The following is an 18,018-nucleotide window of genomic DNA, read 5'->3' on the forward strand; positions in this document are numbered from 1 at the left end:
CCTTAGCCGGCGACTTGAACCTTGTCAGCCTGCATGCCTTTCTGGCCTTGGACTGCTTCGAAGGTGACCTTCTGGCCTTCTTTCAGGCTCTTGAAGCCGTTACCTTCGATGGCACGGAAGTGCACGAACAGATCCGGACCGCTTTCTGGGGTGATGAAACCGTAACCTTTCTCGTCATTGAACCACTTGACGGTACCGTTCTGACGCTCAGCCATTGTCTTATTTCCTATGAAGCTTGAATTTTGATGACAGTTTCTTTCACGTTATATATGAGTGAAAGAGTACTGGGCTGGGTTGCAGGAAAGTAAGAGACGTCGAACGGGTTGTAGCAAATCTCGGCTACTGGCCCAGGTCACGAACTGTTGCGACCCATGCAAACACAGTGCGTTGACTCTACGCCAACTCCCGCGAAAAAAACAAGCCCTTGGTCGTATAGAAAATTCGCCTTTTGCCGATAACCGACAAATTTGTCGGAAACGCCGTGGCGCCTGGCCTGGCGCCATGTTCAAAAGTTATTGGGCAGGTTCGAAATCGAATATGAAGCACCTGCCCGCACACCTCAGGCGCTACCTTCAGCCACGGTAGTAACGCTGTGCAACGAAAGGCATTTTGCTGACTTTCAAGGCAACCTTCTTGCCGCGCACCACGGCAAACAGTGGGGTGTCGATTACAGCCAGATCACTATCGATATAACCCATTGCTACAGGGGCGCCGAGTGTCGGCCCAAAGCCGCCGCTGCATACTTTGCCGACGTGTTTATCGTCTGCATCGACAATATCCGCGCCTTCACGTACTGGCGTACGTTCCTGTGGCAGCAAGCCCACGCGTTTACGCGCCACGCCATCGCGCTGCTGGGCAAATATCGCCTCGGCACCCGGAAAGCCTGCGGCACGTGCGCCATCGGCACGGCGTACTTTGGAAATTGCCCACAGCAGGCTGGCTTCGACCGGGGTGGTCTCGGTGTTCATGTCGTGGCCATAAAGGCACAGGCCCGCTTCCAGGCGCAACGAGTCACGGGCACCCAGGCCGATAGGCTGCACCTCGGGTTCGGCCAGCAGGCGACGCGCCAGGGCTTCGGCAGCGCCGGCCGGCACCGAGATCTCGTAGCCGTCTTCGCCGGTATAGCCCGAGCGGCTGACGAAGCAGTCTTCGCCCAGCAGTTTCACCGGACGGAACTGCATGAAGGTCATGCCAGCCACTTCCGGCGCCAGGCGTTCCAGCACCTTGACCGCAGCCGGGCCCTGCAGGGCAAGCAGAGCGCGGGCCTCGAACAGCGGTTTTACTTCGCATCGTGCGCCGATGTGCTTCTGCAGGTGCGCCAGGTCCTGATCCTTGCAGGCGGCATTGACTACCAGGAACAGGGTATCGTCACCGAGGTTGGCAACCATCAGGTCGTCGAGGATACCGCCTTGTTCGTTGGTAAACATGGCATAGCGCTGCATCCCTTCAGGCAAGTCGATGATGTCCACCGGTACCAGCGACTCCAGCGCCTTGGCTGCATCGGCGCCACGCAGGATGATCTGGCCCATGTGCGAGACGTCGAACAGGCCGGCCTGTTCGCGGGTATGCAGGTGCTCCTTGAGCACGCCCAGCGGGTACTGCACCGGCATGTCGAAGCCGGCGAATGGCACCATGCGCGCGCCCAGTTCCAGGTGCAGGGCGTGCAGCGGGGTCTTTTGCAGTGTTTCGGACATCGATGACTCCTTGGTTATTGTCGGGTCAACATTCGATGATGTTGACGGCCAGACCGCCGCGGGCGGTCTCCTTGTATTTGCTTTTCATGTCGGCGCCAGTCTGGCGCATGGTGCGGATCACCTTGTCGAGCGACACGTAGTGCTGCCCGTCGCCGCGCAGGGCCATGCGCACGGCATTGATGGCTTTCACCGAGCCCATGGCGTTGCGCTCGATGCAGGGCACCTGAACCAGGCCGCCGATGGGGTCGCAGGTCAGGCCGAGGTTGTGTTCCATGCCGATTTCGGCGGCGTTCTCCACTTGCTGCGCAGTACCGCCCATCACTTCGCACAGGGCGCCTGCGGCCATCGAACAGGCCACGCCGACCTCACCCTGGCAGCCGACCTCGGCCCCGGAAATCGAGGCATTCTCCTTGTAGAGGATGCCGATCGCGGCAGCGGTAAGCAGGAAGCGCACAACGCCGTCCTCGCTGGCACCCGGGACGAAGCGCATGTAGTAGTGCAGTACCGCAGGGACGATACCCGCCGCGCCGTTGGTCGGTGCAGTGACCACACGCCCGCCGTAGGCATTTTCCTCATTGACCGCCAGCGCGTAGAGGTTGACCCAGTCGAGTACCGACAGGGCATCACGCAGGCTGGCTTCCGGGTGACGGCTGAGCTGGCGGTACAACGCCGGCGCGCGGCGCTTGACCTTCAGCCCACCGGGCAAGATGCCCTCATGGCGGCAGCCGGCCTCGACGCAGTCCTGCATGACTTGCCAGATGCGCAGCAACCCGGCGCGGGTCTCGGCTTCCGGGCGCCAGGCGGCCTCGTTGGCCAGCATCACCTGGCTGATCGACAGGTGCTGTGCGGTGCAGTGGCCGAGCAGTTCCTTGGCGGTCTTGAACGGGTAGGCCAGCAGCGTGCTGTCCTCGACGATTCGGTCCTGGCCGGCGGCGCCCTCGTCGACCACGAACCCGCCGCCCACCGAGTAGTACTCGCGGCTGCGGATTTGCAACCCGGCAGCATCGAATGCACGAAAGATCATGCCGTTGGGGTGGTAGGCCAAGGGCTTGCGGATCATCGCCAGGTGTTGCTTTTCATTGAAGGCGATGGTCTGCTCACCCAGCAGGCTGAGCTGGCCGCGGGTGCGGATGGCCTGCAGGCGGGCGGGGATGGCTTCGGTGTCGACGGTATCCGGATGCTCGCCTTCCAGGCCGAGCAATACCGCCTTGTCGCTGCCGTGGCCCTTACCGGTGGCACCAAGGGAGCCATACAGCTCGGCCTTGACGCAAACGGTGCTGGTCAGCAGGCCATCGCGGCGCAGCCCTTCGGCAAAGCGTGCAGCGGCGCGCATCGGGCCGACCGTGTGCGAGCTGGAGGGGCCGATGCCGATCTTGAACAGGTCGAAGACGCTCAAAGACATGGGAACCTCCTAACCAGTTCTGAAAGGTTTAGGTGAACTGTGTGGGAGCGGGCTTGACCCGCGAAAGCGTCGGTAAAGCCACCATCGCATTCGCGGGGCAAGCCCGCTCCCACAGTGCTCCAGCATCCACAGTGTGAATGCAGGGCCGAGGGCTATCAGGCGTCCTGATAGCTCTCGATCGACGGGCAGGCGCAGACCAGGTTGCGGTCGCCGAACACGTTGTCGACCCGGCCGACCGGCGGCCAGTACTTGCTTTCCACCAGGCTCGGCAGTGGGTATACCGCCTGCTCGCGGCTGTAGCCATGGGCCCATTCGCCAACCAGCTCGGCCGCGGTGTGAGGTGCGTTCTTCAGCGGGTTGTCGTCCTTGTCCAGGCTGCCGTTTTCCACCGCGCGAATCTCTTCGCGAATCTGGATCATTGCATCGCAGAAGCGATCCAGTTCTTCCTTGGACTCGCTTTCGGTCGGTTCGATCATCAGCGTACCGGCCACCGGGAACGACATGGTCGGTGCATGGAAACCGAAGTCGATCAGGCGCTTGGCCACGTCATCGACGCTGATGCCGCTGGTCTCCTTGAGCGGGCGCAGGTCGAGGATGCACTCGTGGGCGACCAGGCCATTGCCGCCGGTGTAGAGGACAGGATAGTGCTCTTCCAGGCGGCGGGCGATGTAGTTGGCGTTGAGGATCGCCATTTGCGAGGCACGCTTGAGGCCAGCACCGCCCATCATGCGAATGTACATCCAGGTGATAGGCAGGATGCTGGCGCTGCCGAACGGCGCGGCGCACACTGCGCCCTCGGTGTTTTCAAGCGCAGCGTGGCCTGGCAGGAATGGCGCCAGGTGCGACTTGACGCCGATCGGGCCGACGCCCGGACCGCCACCGCCGTGCGGGATGCAGAACGTCTTGTGCAGGTTCAGGTGCGACACGTCGCCGCCGAACTTGCCTGGCGCGCAGAGGCCGACCATGGCATTCATGTTGGCGCCGTCGATGTAAACCTGGCCGCCATTGTCGTGAATGATCGCGCAGATTTCGCCGATCGCTTCCTCGAACACGCCATGGGTCGAAGGGTAGGTGATCATGATCGCAGCCAGGCGCTCGCGGTGTTCGATGGCCTTGGCCCGCAGGTCTTCGACATCGACGTTGCCACGGGCATCACAGGCGGTGACCACCACGCGCATGCCGGCCATGTGCGCGGTCGCCGGGTTGGTGCCGTGGGCCGAAGACGGGATCAGGCAGATGTCGCGGTGGCCTTCGCCACGGCTGCGGTGGTAGGCGCGGATGGCCAAGAGGCCTGCGTACTCACCCTGGGAGCCGGCGTTGGGCTGCAGCGACACGGCGTCGTAGCCGGTGGCGGCGCAGAGCATGGCCTCCAGCTCGTTGGTCATCTGCAGGTAGCCCTGGCTCTGCGCGGCCGGGGCGAACGGGTGCAGGTTGCCGAATTCGGCCCAGGTCACCGGGATCATTTCGCTGGCAGCGTTGAGCTTCATGGTGCACGAGCCCAGCGGGATCATGCTGCGGTCCAGCGCCAGGTCCTTGTCGGCCAGGCGGCGCAGGTAGCGCATCAGCTCGGTTTCGCTGTGGTAGCGGTTGAACACCGGGTGCTCGAGGATCGCCGACTGGCGCAGCAGGGCGGCCGGCAGGCGCGAACCGGTGCTGGCGGCCAGGGCGGTGAAATCAGGCTGGGCCTGCTCGGCACCGAACAATTGCCAGAGGGCCTCGACGTCGGCCTGGGTGCTGGTTTCGTCGAGCGACAGGCCCAGGTGGGCAGCGTCGATCTGGCGCAGGTTGATGCGCTGGGCGCGGGCCTTGTCATGAAGGCTGGCGGTGGCGCTGCCGGTGGCCAGGGTCAGGGTGTCGAAGGCGGTTTCGCCCACCACTTCCAGGCCCAGGGTTTTCAGGCCGGCAGCCAGAATCGAAGTCAGCGCGTGGGTGCGTTCGGCAATGCGCTTGAGGCCGGCCGGGCCGTGGTACACGGCGAACATGCTGGCGATGTTGGCCAGCAGCACCTGGGCGGTGCAGATGTTGCTGGTGGCCTTCTCGCGGCGAATGTGCTGTTCACGGGTTTGCATGGCCAGGCGCAGAGCGGTCTTGCCGAAGCGATCGATCGACACGCCGACCAGGCGGCCCGGCATGTCGCGCTTGAAGGCATCACGCGTGGCAAAGTAGGCCGCGTGTGGGCCACCGAAGCCCAGTGGCACGCCGAAGCGCTGGGCGCTGCCGATGGCCACGTCGGCGTCGAATTCGCCCGGCGGGGTCAGCAGGGTCAGCGCCAACAGATCGGCCGCAACCGCGACCAGGGCGTTGGCGGCGTGGAAACGCTCGACCACTTCGCGGTAGTCGAACACTTCGCCGTTGCTGGCCGGGTATTGCAGCAGGGCGCCGAAGAAGGCACTGACATCGCCCAGTTCACGTTCGTCGCCGACCACGATCTCGATGCCCAGCGGCTCGGCACGGGTACGCAGCACGTCGAGGGTCTGCGGGTGGCAGTGCACAGAGGCAAAGAAGGCGTGGCTGGCCTTGTTCTTCGACAGGCGTTTGCAGAAGGTCATGGCTTCGGCAGCGGCAGTCGCTTCGTCGAGCAAGGATGCGTTGGCGATCGGCAGGCCGGTGAGGTCGCTGATCAACGTCTGGAAATTAAGCAGTGCTTCCAGGCGGCCCTGGGAAATTTCCGGCTGGTACGGGGTATAGGCGGTGTACCAGGCTGGGTTTTCCAGCAGGTTGCGCAGGATGGGGGCCGGTGTGTGGGTGTTGTAGTAGCCCTGGCCGATGTAGCTCTTGAACAGTTCGTTCTTGCCGGCGATGGCTTTCAGCGCGGCGAGGGCATCGGCCTCGCTCTGGCCGTCTTCCGAGCCGAGCACGCTGGTGCCTTTGATGCTGTCGGGGATGACGGCGGCGCTCATGGCTTCCAGCGACTCGAAGCCGAGGGTGGCGAGCATGGCTTGCTCGTCAGCGGCGCGCGGGCCGATGTGACGGGCGATGAATTCGTTGGCGGTGCCGAGGTTGATGGTCATGATCGGATTCCTCAGGCGTCGTCGTTGGCTTTGATCAGGCGGTCGTAGGCGTCCTGGTCGAGCAGGGCTTCGACTTCGGCCATGTCGGCAGGCTTGAAGCGGAAGAACCAGCCTTCGCCCAGTGGGTCCTCGTTGACCAGCTCGGGGCTGTCATTGAGGCCTTCGTTGACTTCGAGCACTTCGCCGGTCAGGGGCATGTACACCCCGCTGGCGGCTTTTACCGACTCGACGGTGGACGCTTCGCTGCCTTTTTCATACTGCTGCAACTCAGGCAGTTGCACGAAAACCACATCGCCAAGGGCATTCTGGGCGTAGGCGGTGATGCCTACAGTGACACTGCCGTCGGCTTCGACGCGCAGCCATTCGTGATCTTCAGTGAAACGCAACTCGCTCATGGGGAATCCTCGGGAAGCAGGGCGTTGGGCGCGGTGCGTCCGCGCTCTTGGGTTGGGATTCCTTAAGCAATAATGCGGCCATTCTGAAAAATACGTTATTAATCAATTACTTACATTAATTCAGAAATCGCACTGTAATTTTCTTGGAATGAAAACGCTACAGTCGGCGAGAAGGGTAAAAGGGTTTGGGGATCAAACCCTTGTGCAGAGGGATATGTAGGAGCATGTATTGATTTCGATACGATGTATTGAAATCAATACAGCAAGGGCTGCTGGCTCAGTTTGCGACGAAAAACGGCAGTGCCAGGTACAGCTTGATGATGATGACATTGATGATGTCGATGAAGAATGCACCCACCATCGGCACCACCAGGAACGCCAGCTGAGAAGGCCCGAAGCGGTGAGTCACGGCTTGCATGTTGGCGATTGCGGTTGGCGTGGCACCCAGGCCGAACCCGCAATGCCCGGCTGCCAGGACCGCTGCATCGTAGTTGCTGCCCATGACCCGGAAGGTGATGAAGATGGCGAACAACGCCATGAGCAACGTCTGTGCGGCCAGGATAATCAGGAAGGGCAGGGCCAGGGCCGCCAGGTCCCACAATTTGAGTGACATCAGTGCGATGGCCAGGAACAGCGACAGGCTGACGTTGCCCAACACCGATACTTCGCGTTCGAACACTTGATACACACCCAGTGCAGAGAGCCCGTTGCGCAACAAGACGCCTACAAACAACACGCAGACGAATGTCGGCAATTCGAACGCCGTGCCATGCAGTTGGCTGTTCAACAAGGTGCCGCCAAGCAGGCTGACCGAGATCAGTGCCAAAGTTTCGATGAATGAAAACGGTGTAATCAGGCGTTCTTTTTCAGGCTCTTCAAAGCCTTTTGGCAAGTGCCCTGTTGCCTGAACCACGCCGGGCGTCTGCACGCGCTTGATCAGCAGGCGGGCGACCGGGCCGCCGATCAGGCCGCCCAGCACCAAGCCAAAGGTAGCGGAGGCCAAAGCCAGTTCCGAGGCAGAGGCCAGGCCATACTTTTCGCTGAAGGTGCTGCTCCAGGCCGCGCCGGTGCCGTGGCCGCCGGACAGCGTGATGGAGCCGGTCAGCAGGCCCATCAGCGGGTCCAGCCCCAACACCGTGGCCAGGCCGATGCCCATGGCGTTCTGCACCAGCAACAAGCCGGTCACCACGACCAGGAAGATGCCGACCACGCGCCCGCCTTTTTTCAGACTGGCGAAGTCTGCGTTGAGCCCGATGGTGGCGAAGAACGCCAGCATCAAGGGTGCCTGCAATGAAGTATCGAATTGCACTTTCAGATCGAAACTGCGTAATGCCAGCAAGATCAGGGCAACGACCAGGCCGCCTGCAACAGGTTCGGGGATATTGTAGGTTCGCAGGACAGTGACACGGGTCACCAGCCCGTGGCCCAATAACAGGACCAATGAGGCGGCGACCAAGGTGCCATAGAAGTCGAGTTCAAGCATGAGAGGCGCTCTCTCTCCATCAACATAGATGAGCGCCATTTTCGCAGCAGTGATTGTTGAAGTATTGGCCAGACCCGTAGGGATAATCTGAAGTTAAGTGGTAAAAAAACCTTAGCTTCTGCCTGGGATGCCGTATTTGCGCAAACGTTGCGCAATGGCGGTGTGCGAAGTCTGCAGTCGCCCCGCCAGTTGCCGTGTCGACGGATAACTGGCGTATAACCGTTGCAACAGCTCACGCTCGAAATCCCCTACCGCTTGCTCCAGGCTCGCCACGTCGCCGTCCTGCCCACGCGCCACCGATGTCCCGGCAATGTCCAGATCTCCGATATCCACCAGATTGCTCTCGCAGATCGCCGCCGCGCGGAAAATGACGTTCTGCAGTTGCCGCACGTTGCCTGGCCAAGGGTTGGCCAGCAGCGCCGCATGGGTGGCCGGGGTGAGGCGGCAAAGTGGGCGCTGGATCTGCGTGCAGGCCTGCTGCATGAAGTAGTGCGCCAGCATGAGGATGTCCTGGCCACGATCACGCAGCGGCGGTACCTGCAGGTTGAGCACATTCAGCCGGTAGAACAGGTCTTCACGGAAGGTGCCTTCGGCGACCATGCGTTCCAGATCGCGGTGGGTGGCGCTGATGATGCGCACGTCCACCTTCACCTCGCGGTCGCCACCGACCCGGCGGAAGCTGCCGTCGCTGAGAAAGCGCAGCAGCTTGGCCTGCAGGTAGGGCGACATTTCGCCAATCTCGTCGAGAAATACCGTGCCTTGGTTGGCCAGCTCCATCAGCCCCGGCTTGCCGCCGCGTTGGGCGCCGGTGAAAGCGCCTGGGGCGTAGCCGAACAGTTCGCTCTCGGCCAGGCTTTCGGGCAGCGCGGCGCAGTTCAGGGCAAGGAATGGCGCTGCCTGGCGGCTGCTGATGGCATGGCAGGCGCGGGCCACCAGTTCCTTGCCGGTGCCGGTTTCGCCATGCACCAGCAGCGGCGCGTCAAGGGCCGCCACGCGCAGGGCGCGGGCCTTGAGGGTGCGGATCGCCGGGGACTCGCCCAGCAGGGCATCGAAGCCTTCGGCATGGTCGTGGTGCAGGGCGGACAGGCGCTCGCCCATGCGGTTGGGCGGGTACAGGGTCAGCAGGCCACCTGCGTTGGTGATCGGCGAGGCATCCAGCAGCAGGCTCTGGCCGTTGAGCTGCATCTCGCGCATCGGCAGGTGGAAGTTATTGTCCAGCAGCGCCTGCAGCAGGCCGGGGTCGCCAAACAGCTCACTCACGGAACGCCCGGCGGACTCGCGTCCGCACAGGGCGATCAGCGCCGGGTTGGCCAGCAGCACCGTGCCGGCGCTATCGACCGCCAGCACCGGGTCGCTCATGGCGGCGAGCAGGGCGTCGAGCTGCAGGTGGCGGCGCTGGCCGGGGAGGATGTCGACCACGTCCACCGATTGCACGCCACGGACTTCGAACAGGGCGTCGTGGAGTTCTTCGAGCACTGCCGGGCTGAGGGTCGGGGCGTCGATGTAGACGTTTGGCGGGACCATTTCCACAGCGTCCAGGTTGAGGTTGCGGGCACCGAGCAGGGCGAGGACTTCCTGGGTGATGCCGACGCGGTCGATAAAGCTGACGTGGATGCGCATGGGGAACGGTGAAAGTGGTGGCCTGGGATGGCGGTAGTATGCCTTAACATCGCCGGGGCCGCTTTGCAGCCCCGGATCTTGAATTCACTCGAGGTGTTCAGGCTTGATCGGATCGCCCGATTTCACATCCAGCTTCTGGCGAATGTCTTCGAACATGGCGTCGTATAGCTTGTGTGGCGAACCCAGCGTCTCGAACTTCTGGTGTGGGGCGAGATAGGACTGGGCCTTGCGCGAGGCGACCATGAGGAAGCTTGGCAGCACCTGGTCCTTGGCCAGGAAAAACCTTTCATCGACGGTCTTGCCCTCGATGCTGCCATGCATGCGGAACTGGATGCCTCTGCCTTCCTTGGGGTCTGAAAACGCTTCGTACTCGATGTTGAGGTCGTAACTGTGGTCGTTCTTGGTCAGCGCAGTGCGCTCGATATGTACATGACCGGGGTGGAACTGGGCCATGGCAAACTCCTCCGGAAGGTGAAAATGGCGGGCCCCGCAAGCCCGCCCATTGCATTCAACGGTAGCTGATACCTGGCTTTTCGGTGCTCACGCGGGTGCCGGCAGTGCCTTTGACGATGCCCTCGATGTTCTCCAGCGAGCTGATCACCGCCACTTTGCCAGTGTGGCGGGCGAAGTCGCAGGCTGCTTGCACCTTCGGCCCCATCGAGCCGGCCGCAAAGCCAAGGCGTTCGAGTTCGTCGGGGTGGGCCTGGGCAATGGCTTTCTGCGTCGGCTTGCCCCAGTCAATGTAGGCGCCATCGACATCGGTGGCGATCACCAGAAGGTCGGCTTCCAGCTGTTCGGCCAGCAGCGCCGAACACAGGTCCTTGTCGATCACCGCCTCGATGCCTTTGAGCTTCTTGTTCTCGTCGTACATGGTGGGGATGCCACCACCACCGGCGCAGATCACGATGCTGCTCTTTTCCAGCAGCCACTTGATCGGGCGGATTTCGAAGATGCGCTTGGGTTTCGGGCTGGCGACCACGCGGCGGTACTTGTCGCCGTCGGCCTTGACCACCCAGCCTTTCTCCTTGGCCAGGCGCTCGGCCTCTTCCTTGCTGTAGACCGGGCCGATGAACTTGCTCGGATCCTTGAAGGCCGGGTCGTTGGCGTCCACTTCAACCTGGGTCAGCAGGGTGGCGAACGGCACTTCGAAGTCCAGCAGGTTGCCCAGTTCCTGTTCGATCATGTAGCCGATCATGCCTTCGGTCTCGGCGCCGAGCACGTCTAGCGGGTAGGCCTCGTCGGGCTTGTACGACAGGCCTTGCAGGGCCAGCAGGCCAACCTGCGGGCCGTTGCCGTGGGCGATGACCAGTTCGTTGCCAGGATGGATCTTGGCGATCTGTTCGGTGGCCGTGCGGATATTGGCGCGCTGGTTGTCAGCGGTCATGGGTTCGCCACGGCGCAGGAGGGCGTTGCCGCCCAGTGCAACAACGATACGCATGGGGAATGTCCTTTAACGAAAGAGGGGAGCGCTGCTCTTGGTCGGGTATCACCGCCCCCTGTGGGAGCGGGTTTACCCGCGAAGGCGTCAGCCCAGTTAACGATGCTGGTGCTGCCGACGCATTCGCGGGTGAACCCGCTCCCACAGGGATCCGGGTTGCCCGGCCTGGCGAGTCAGCCCTTACAGGTCAGCCAGGGTCGAAACCAGGATCGCCTTGATGGTGTGCATGCGGTTTTCCGCCTGCTCGAAGGCGATGCACGCCGGCGACTCGAACACGTCATCGGTCACCTCGATGCCGTTGGCCAGGTCCGGGTACTGTTCGGCGATCTGTTTGCCGACCTTGGTCTCGGAGTTATGGAAGGCCGGCAGGCAGTGCATGAACTTGGTCCGTGGGTTGCCGCTGGCCTTCATCAACTCCTTGTTCACCTGGTAGGGCTTGAGCAGCTTGATGCGCTCGCCCCAGGCTTCGATCGGCTCGCCCATCGATACCCAGACGTCGGTGTGGATGAAATCGACGCCCTTGACCGCAGCCTTTGGATCTTCGGTCAGGGTAATGCGCGCGCCGCTCTCTTCGGCGTACTTGTGGCAACGCTCGACCAGGTCTTCATGGGGCCACAGCGCCTTGGGCGCGGCGATGCGCACGTCCATGCCCAGCTTGGCGCCGATCAACAGCAGCGAGTTGCCCATGTTGTTGCGGGCATCGCCCAGGTAGGCGTAGCTGATGTCGTGCAGTGGCTTGTCGCTGTGCTCGCGCATGGTCAGCACGTCGGCGATCATCTGGGTCGGGTGGTATTCATCGGTCAGGCCGTTGAACACCGGCACACCGGCGAACTTGGCCAGCTCTTCGACGATTTCCTGCTTGAAGCCGCGGTACTCGATGGCATCGTACATGCGCCCGAGTACGCGGGCGGTGTCTTTCATGCTTTCCTTGTGGCCGATCTGCGAGGAGGTGGGGTCGATGTAGGTGACGTTGGCGCCCTGGTCATAGGCGGCGACTTCGAAGGCGCAGCGGGTACGGGTGGAGGTCTTTTCGAAGATCAGGGCGATGTTGTTGCCCTTCAGGTGCTGCTGCTCGGTGCCGGTGTACTTGGCGCGCTTGAGGTCGCGGGACAGGTCCAGCAGGTACTTCAGCTCGCGGGTGGTGTGGTGTTCGAGGCTGAGCAGGTTGCGGTTGTGAATGTTGAACGCCATGACTTTTCTCCTTGAATTCGGTGATGTCCCGGCCGCTGCTTCGTGAGTGCGGCCGGGTGTGCGATGGGCGTTAGTAGTCGATTGGGTCGCGCACGATCGGGCAGGTCATGCAGTGGCCGCCGCCACGGCCCCGGCCCAGCTCGCCAGCGCTGATGGTGATGACCTCGATGCCGGCCTTGCGCAGCAGCGTGTTGGTGTAGGTGTTGCGGTCGTAGCCGATGACCACGCCGGGCTCGATGGCCACCACGTTGTTGCCGTCATCCCACTGTTCGCGCTCGGCGGCGAAGCTGTTGCCGCCGGTCTCGACCACCCGCAGCTTGACGCCCAGTTGCTCGCCCACCACCTCGATGAACGACTTGTCGATGCGCCGCACGTCCATGCCGTAGGGCTTGCTTTCGTCCGGGCGGATGATGAACGGCACGATCTCCTTCACCACTTCCGGGAAGACCGTGACCAGGTCGCGGTCGCAGAAGCTGAACACGGTGTCCAGGTGCATGGCGGCACGCGACTTCGGCAGGCCGGCGACGATGACTTCCTTGACCGCGCCCTTGGCGAACAGGTTGCGTGCCAGTTGGCCGATAGCCTGGCGCGAGGTGCGCTCGCCCATGCCGATTAGCACGATGCCCTTGCCGATCGGCATCACGTCACCGCCTTCGAGGGTGGATTGACCGTGGTCCTTGTCCGGGTCGCCATACCACACCTGGAAATCGGCGTTGGTGAATTCCTTGTGGAACTTGTAGATGGCGGTGGTCAGCAGGGTTTCCTGGCGTCGCGCCGGCCAGTACATCGGGTTGAGGGTCACCCCGCCGTAGATCCAGCAGGTGGTATCACGGGTGAACTGGGTGTTGGGCAGTGGAGGCAGGATGAAACTGGAATGGCCCAGGTAGTCGTTGTACATCTTGACCACGTCGGCACCTGCGCTCTGTGGCAGGTCCTGGCCGGCCACGCCGCCGATCAGGAACTCGGCCAGGTGGCGGGGCTCCTGGCCTTCGAGCCAGCTGCGAACCTCGTTGTTCAGGCCCACGCCAACGGTGTCATCGGTGATCTTGCGGTCGAGGATCCACTTCAGGGCTTCGGGCTGCTGGACGATGTCGGTCAGCAGGTTGTGCATCTCCAGCACATCGACGCCACGCTCGCGCATCTTGGTGACGAAGTCGAAATGGTCACGCTTGGCCTGGTCGACCCAGATCACGTCGTCGAACAGCAGCTCGTCACAGTTGCTTGGCGTCAGCCGCTTGTGCGCCAGGCCAGGGGCGCAAACCATCACTTTGCGCAGCTTGCCGGCTTCGGAGTGGACACCGTACTTCTGTTTTTCAGCGGACATGGTTTCATTCCTCCAATTGAACGAAGACGTGGGTCAAAGGGTCAGGAAGCCGTCATACAGGCCGAAGGCTGCCACCAGGGCACCGATGACCACGGCTGCGAAGATCAGTTTTTCCACGTTGGTGAAGATGGGTTGGCCCACCTCGCGCTTGGCCTTGGCGAACAGGATTGCGCCAGGGGCATAGAGCAGGGCCGAGAGCAGCAGGTATTTCACGCCGCCGGCATACAGCAGCCAAATGGCGTATAGCAGTGCGATGCCGCCGATGATCAGGTCCTTCTGCCGCTCGGCAAGGGCCTGTTCATAGGTTTCGCTGCGCAGTGCCAGCAGGAAGGCATAAGCCGCCGACCACAGGTAAGGCACCAGGATCATCGAGGTGGCGAGGTAGATCAGCGACAGGTAGGTACTGTTGGAGAACAGGGTGATGACCAGGAAGATCTGCACCATGGCGTTGGTCAGCCACAGGGCGTTGGCCGGCACATGGTTGGCGTTCTCGCGGCGCAGGAACTCCGGCATGGTGTGGTCCTTGGCGGCGGCGAACATGATCTCGGCGCACAGCAGCACCCACGACAGCAGGGCCCCGAGCAACGAGATGATCAGGCCGACGCTGATCAGCACCGCGCCCCAGTGGCCGACCACGTGTTCAAGCACCGCGGCCATCGACGGGTTCTGAAGCTTGGCCAGTTCCGGTTGGGTCATGATGCCCAGCGACAGCACGTTGACCAGCACCAGGAACAGCAACACGGTGACGAAGCCGATGACCGTGGCCTTGCCCACGTCGGAGCGTTTTTCTGCCCGCGACGAGAAGATGCTCGCACCCTCGATGCCGATGAACACCCACACGGTGACCAGCATCATGTTGCGCACCTGGTTCATCACGCTGCCCAGGTCTGGTGTGCCCACCGCCCAGATGTCGGCGGTGAAGATGTCGAGCTTGAAGGCGAACAGGCAGATCAAGGCGAACAGCAGCAGCGGCACGACCTTGGCCACGGTGGTGATCAGGTTGATGAACGCCGCTTCCTTGATGCCACGCAGCACCAGGAAATGAACGGCCCAGAGCAGCACCGAGGCGCCGATGATCGCCGCCGGGGTGTTGCCTTCGCCGAAGATCGGGAAGAAGTAGCCGAGGGTGCTGAACAGCAGCACGAAGTAACCGACGTTGCCCAGCCAGGCACTGATCCAGTAACCCCAGGCTGAAGAAAAGCCCATGTAATCGCCGAAGCCGGCCTTGGCATAGGCGTACACCCCGCCATCCAGGTCAGGCTTGCGGTTGGCCAGGGTCTGGAACACGAAGGCGAGGGTCAGCATACCGACTGCGGTGATCGCCCAGCCGATCAGGACTGCACCCACGCCAGCACTGGCGGCCATGTTTTGCGGCAGCGAGAAAATTCCGCCGCCGATCATCGAGCCGACCACAAGTGCAACTAACGCGCCGAGCTTTAGTTTTCCGGATGAATCAGACATTTAACAACTCCTGCCAGGAGAAAGTTGACGACAGAATAAATCCGACGCCGGGGCCACGACCTGACTTGCGTCAGTTCTTGGCTACGCGAGGGTAGGAAATTTCCTTCGCGCGGCTCCTGGAAGTGCCGATAGCCATGCTGCAGGCCTTGCGAACTGGCACCTCCATGTACGACTAGAGCAAACGCTCTGTTTAGCCTGCGATTTTTGAAGCTAGCCGCTTTTAGCGCTTTCGCAAATTTTTCACAAAAATATCGAGTTTTATCAGATGCTTTGCTAGTTGCTTGGCAGGTGCTAGTTTTTAAGGGCTACGTTGATAGACATTGTGGTTATGAGTGCTATAGGCGTAAGGGTTTTAGCCATATAAGTAACCGTGTTTATATGGCGCCCATGTCTGTTGCAAACGCATGACAGCTCGGAAAAAAGGGAGCCACATGAGCGAACCGGGACAAAAGCTGCGTCTGGGTGCACTGATCGCACTGGTGGTCGGCTCGATGATCGGCGGCGGGATCTTCTCGCTGCCGCAGAACATGGCAGCACGCGCCGACGTTGGAGCCGTGCTGATCGGCTGGGCGATCACTGCGGTGGGCATGCTGGCGCTGGCGTTCGTGTTCCAGACCCTGGCCAACCGCAAGCCCGAACTGGACTCGGGGGTCTACGCCTACGCCAAGGCCGGTTTTGGCGAGTACATGGGGTTCTCCTCGGCCTGGGGTTACTGGATCAGCGCCTGGCTGGGCAACGTCGGCTACTTCGTGCTGCTGTTCAGTACCCTGGGCTTCTACTTTCCGGTGTTTGGAGAAGGCAACACGCCGATTGCCATCGGCTGCGCTTCATTGTTGTTGTGGGCGGTGCATTTTTTGGTGCTGCGGGGCATCAAGGAAGCGGCGTTCATCAACCAGGTGACCACCGTGGCCAAGGTGGTGCCGCTGCTGATCTTCGTGGTCATTGCCGCCTTTGCTTTCCGCGCAGACATCTTCACCCGTGATATCTGGGGCGTGAGCAATCCACAGTTCGGCAATGTGCTCGACCAGGTGCGCAACATGATGCTGGTCACGGTGTTCGTGTTCATCGGTATCGAAGGGGCCAGTGTGTATTCCGGGCGGGCTCAGCGCCGTTCCGACGTCGGCAAGGCCACGGTGATCGGCTTTCTCGGCGTGCTGGCGCTGCTGGTGCTGGTCAACGTGCTGTCGCTGGGCGTGATGACCCAGCCGGAGCTGGCCGGGTTGCAGAATCCGTCGTTGGCCTCGGTGCTGGAGCATATCGTCGGCCCCTGGGGCGGCCTGTTGATCAGCCTTGGCCTGGCCGTGTCGTTGCTGGGGGCGTTGCTCTCGTGGGCACTGTTGTGTGCCGAGATCCTCTATGCCACAGCACGCGACAAGACCATGCCGCGCTTCCTGGCCAAGGAAAACGCCAACCACGTCCCGGCCAACGCCCTGTGGCTGACCAACTGCATGATCCAGGGCTTCCTGCTGATCACGCTGGTTTCAGCGGGCACTTACACGAGCCTGATCTACCTGGCGTCGTCGATGATTCTGGTGCCCTACCTGTGGTCGGCCGCCTATGCAGTGCTGCTGGCCTGGCGCGGGGAAAGCTATGAGGGGCAGGCAGGGCTGCGGCGCAAGGACCTGCTGGTGGCGGCGCTGGCACTGCTCTACGCGGTGTGGCTGCTGTACGCGGGCGGCCTCAAGTACTTGCTGCTGTCGGCACTGCTCTACGCCCCAGGGGTCATCCTGTTTGCCCGGGCCAAGCACGAGCAAGGGCAGGCGCTGTTCACCGCCTGGGAAAAGCTGATTTTCGCGGCAGTGCTGGCAGGTGCGGCACTGGCTGCCTACCTGCTGTATTCAGGGCTGTTGAGCCTGTGAAGCAGCGGGGCAGGGCTGCTCCGGGCGCGACCAGATCCACAGGTTGCCGAGGGTCATGCCGGTAATTGCCAGAAACACTGGCCAATGGTGATCGAGAAAGACCAGCATCAGGCCTGCGCACAGCAGCATGCTGACGGTAGCACTGACCTTGGCTCGGCGCTGGATCACCTTGCCATTGCGCCAGTTGTACAGAATCGGCCCGAACAGGCGATGGTTCTCCAGCCAGGCGGACAGGCGCGGCGAGCTGCGCGTCGCCGCCCAGGCAGCCAGCAGGATGAACTCGGTAGTCGGCAGGCCGGGGATGACTATGGCGACCAGGCCTATCCCCAAGCTTACGTAAGCCAGGATGCCGTACAGCAGGCGGGACAGTTTCGAGCGGGCAGGTCGGGTCATGGTCTCACTGCAAAAAACGTCCGGCCACCGGGGAGGTGGCCGGTTGATGCATCTCAGGCCAGTGCGGCATCGGCGGCGTAGGCATGCTTGAGCAGTTCGGTGAAGCGCTCGAAGGCGGCCACTGCGGCGCGCTCGGCGGCGGCATCTTCCTCCGGCGACAACGCCAGGTCATCGAGGATGCGGGTGAACTGCTTCCAGCCTTCGGCACGGCCACCGGCCGGCTCGCCGAGGTGACGGGCGCCGAAACTGTCGGACAGTTGCAGGGCCGCGGCACGCTTGATCAGAAACGCAGCGCCAAGTTTGGAGCCTTCCGAGACGAAGATCCAGCCCATGGCTTCACCCAGGGTTGGATTGTGCAGGGCGCCGGGTAGGGCGGCCGGGATATCGGTGTTCAGGTCGGCGAGGTCCAGGCGAGCCTGTTCGGCGCGGCAGCGCTCGGCCAAATCGGGGACGATGGCGTTCAGTTGCGGGTCGTTGTACAGCGCTTGCAGTTCGGCCTGGAACAGGTACTGGGCGACGACGAAGCGGGCGAAGCTCTCACGGCTGTCGAACGGCGCGTGGGACTTGACCAGGGCGTCGAGCTCGCTGTGCGGAGCGTGGGTGGCCTGGTTCAGGCGTTGCGAGCGCAGGGCTGGGCGGGCAGTCATGGGGGTGTCCTTGGTAAATGAGGGCGTCTAGTGACAAGACGAAACAGCGGGGCGGGGACAGTAAAAAAACTGGGTTTCTGTGGCTGTTCTGATGGCCCCT

Annotated in this window: 15 protein-coding genes; 1 reads left to right on the forward strand and 14 read right to left on the reverse strand. The window is 62.2% G+C overall.

What is annotated here, in order from left to right; all coding sequences use genetic code 11:
• Positions 1–2 precede the first annotated feature (2 nt).
• From ACQKPS_RS09140 to arcD (ACQKPS_RS09195), 12 genes are all read right to left on the reverse strand, one after another.
• A complete protein-coding gene (locus ACQKPS_RS09140) occupies positions 3–215 on the reverse strand; it encodes a cold-shock protein (protein ID WP_003257941.1) in 213 nt (70 codons plus the stop codon).
• A 357-nt stretch (positions 216–572) separates the two neighbouring features.
• The gene (gene gcvT, locus ACQKPS_RS09145; RefSeq protein WP_427603709.1) at positions 573–1,694 is read right to left on the reverse strand and encodes a glycine cleavage system aminomethyltransferase GcvT; all 1,122 of its coding nucleotides are present in this window, start codon (positions 1,692–1,694) and stop codon (positions 573–575) included.
• Between the two features lie 25 nt (positions 1,695–1,719).
• Positions 1,720–3,096 carry an L-serine ammonia-lyase gene (locus tag ACQKPS_RS09150; protein WP_313201368.1) on the reverse strand — a complete coding sequence of 459 codons (1,377 nt, stop codon included), beginning with the start codon at positions 3,094–3,096 and terminating at the stop codon, positions 1,720–1,722.
• A 155-nt stretch (positions 3,097–3,251) separates the two neighbouring features.
• On the reverse strand, positions 3,252–6,107 hold the full coding sequence (gcvP, locus tag ACQKPS_RS09155; RefSeq protein WP_283725474.1) for an aminomethyl-transferring glycine dehydrogenase: 2,856 nt from the start codon (positions 6,105–6,107) through the stop codon (positions 3,252–3,254).
• Between the two features lie 11 nt (positions 6,108–6,118).
• Entirely contained in the window at positions 6,119–6,502 is a 384-nt protein-coding gene (gcvH, locus tag ACQKPS_RS09160; RefSeq protein WP_254483415.1) for a glycine cleavage system protein GcvH, read from the reverse strand.
• A gap of 277 nt (positions 6,503–6,779) precedes the next feature.
• Complete coding sequence (gltS, locus tag ACQKPS_RS09165; RefSeq protein ID WP_254483417.1) at positions 6,780–7,985, reverse strand: sodium/glutamate symporter; 1,206 nt, start codon at positions 7,983–7,985, stop codon at positions 6,780–6,782.
• 111 nt (positions 7,986–8,096) lie between these two features.
• Positions 8,097–9,605: a sigma-54-dependent transcriptional regulator gene (locus ACQKPS_RS09170; RefSeq protein ID WP_283725476.1), complete on the reverse strand. Its 1,509-nt coding sequence runs from the start codon at positions 9,603–9,605 to the stop codon at positions 8,097–8,099.
• Positions 9,606–9,689: 84 nt separating this feature from the next.
• The gene (locus ACQKPS_RS09175; RefSeq protein WP_427603712.1) at positions 9,690–10,058 is read right to left on the reverse strand and encodes a DUF5064 family protein; all 369 of its coding nucleotides are present in this window, start codon (positions 10,056–10,058) and stop codon (positions 9,690–9,692) included.
• A 55-nt stretch (positions 10,059–10,113) separates the two neighbouring features.
• Positions 10,114–11,043: a carbamate kinase gene (gene arcC, locus ACQKPS_RS09180; protein WP_054885982.1), complete on the reverse strand. Its 930-nt coding sequence runs from the start codon at positions 11,041–11,043 to the stop codon at positions 10,114–10,116.
• Positions 11,044–11,223: 180 nt separating this feature from the next.
• Positions 11,224–12,234 carry an ornithine carbamoyltransferase gene (locus tag ACQKPS_RS09185; protein WP_254483422.1) on the reverse strand — a complete coding sequence of 337 codons (1,011 nt, stop codon included), beginning with the start codon at positions 12,232–12,234 and terminating at the stop codon, positions 11,224–11,226.
• Between the two features lie 70 nt (positions 12,235–12,304).
• On the reverse strand, positions 12,305–13,558 hold the full coding sequence (gene arcA, locus ACQKPS_RS09190) for an arginine deiminase (protein WP_176508668.1): 1,254 nt from the start codon (positions 13,556–13,558) through the stop codon (positions 12,305–12,307).
• Positions 13,559–13,591: 33 nt separating this feature from the next.
• Positions 13,592–15,019 (reverse strand): arginine-ornithine antiporter, encoded by a 1,428-nt coding sequence (arcD, locus tag ACQKPS_RS09195; RefSeq protein ID WP_176508667.1) that lies wholly within the window; start codon positions 15,017–15,019, stop codon positions 13,592–13,594.
• 431 nt (positions 15,020–15,450) lie between these two features.
• Between arcD (ACQKPS_RS09195) and arcD (ACQKPS_RS09200) the strand changes: the two genes are divergently transcribed.
• A complete protein-coding gene (arcD, locus tag ACQKPS_RS09200) occupies positions 15,451–16,878 on the forward strand; it encodes an arginine-ornithine antiporter (protein ID WP_283725477.1) in 1,428 nt (475 codons plus the stop codon).
• On the opposite strand, the gene ACQKPS_RS09205 is transcribed toward arcD (ACQKPS_RS09200), so the two are convergent.
• Both ACQKPS_RS09205 and ACQKPS_RS09210 read right to left on the reverse strand, forming a co-directional pair.
• Positions 16,858–17,271 carry a YbaN family protein gene (locus tag ACQKPS_RS09205; protein WP_254483428.1) on the reverse strand — a complete coding sequence of 138 codons (414 nt, stop codon included), beginning with the start codon at positions 17,269–17,271 and terminating at the stop codon, positions 16,858–16,860. The two genes, arcD (ACQKPS_RS09200) and ACQKPS_RS09205, sit on opposite strands and share 21 nt — an antisense overlap.
• A 53-nt stretch (positions 17,272–17,324) precedes the next feature.
• Complete coding sequence (locus ACQKPS_RS09210; RefSeq protein ID WP_427603716.1) at positions 17,325–17,918, reverse strand: biliverdin-producing heme oxygenase; 594 nt, start codon at positions 17,916–17,918, stop codon at positions 17,325–17,327.
• Positions 17,919–18,018 lie beyond the last annotated feature (100 nt).

The organism is Pseudomonas sp. NPDC086566, assembly GCF_050280885.1.
Classification (GTDB): Bacteria; Pseudomonadota; Gammaproteobacteria; order Pseudomonadales; family Pseudomonadaceae; genus Aquipseudomonas; species Aquipseudomonas vlassakiae.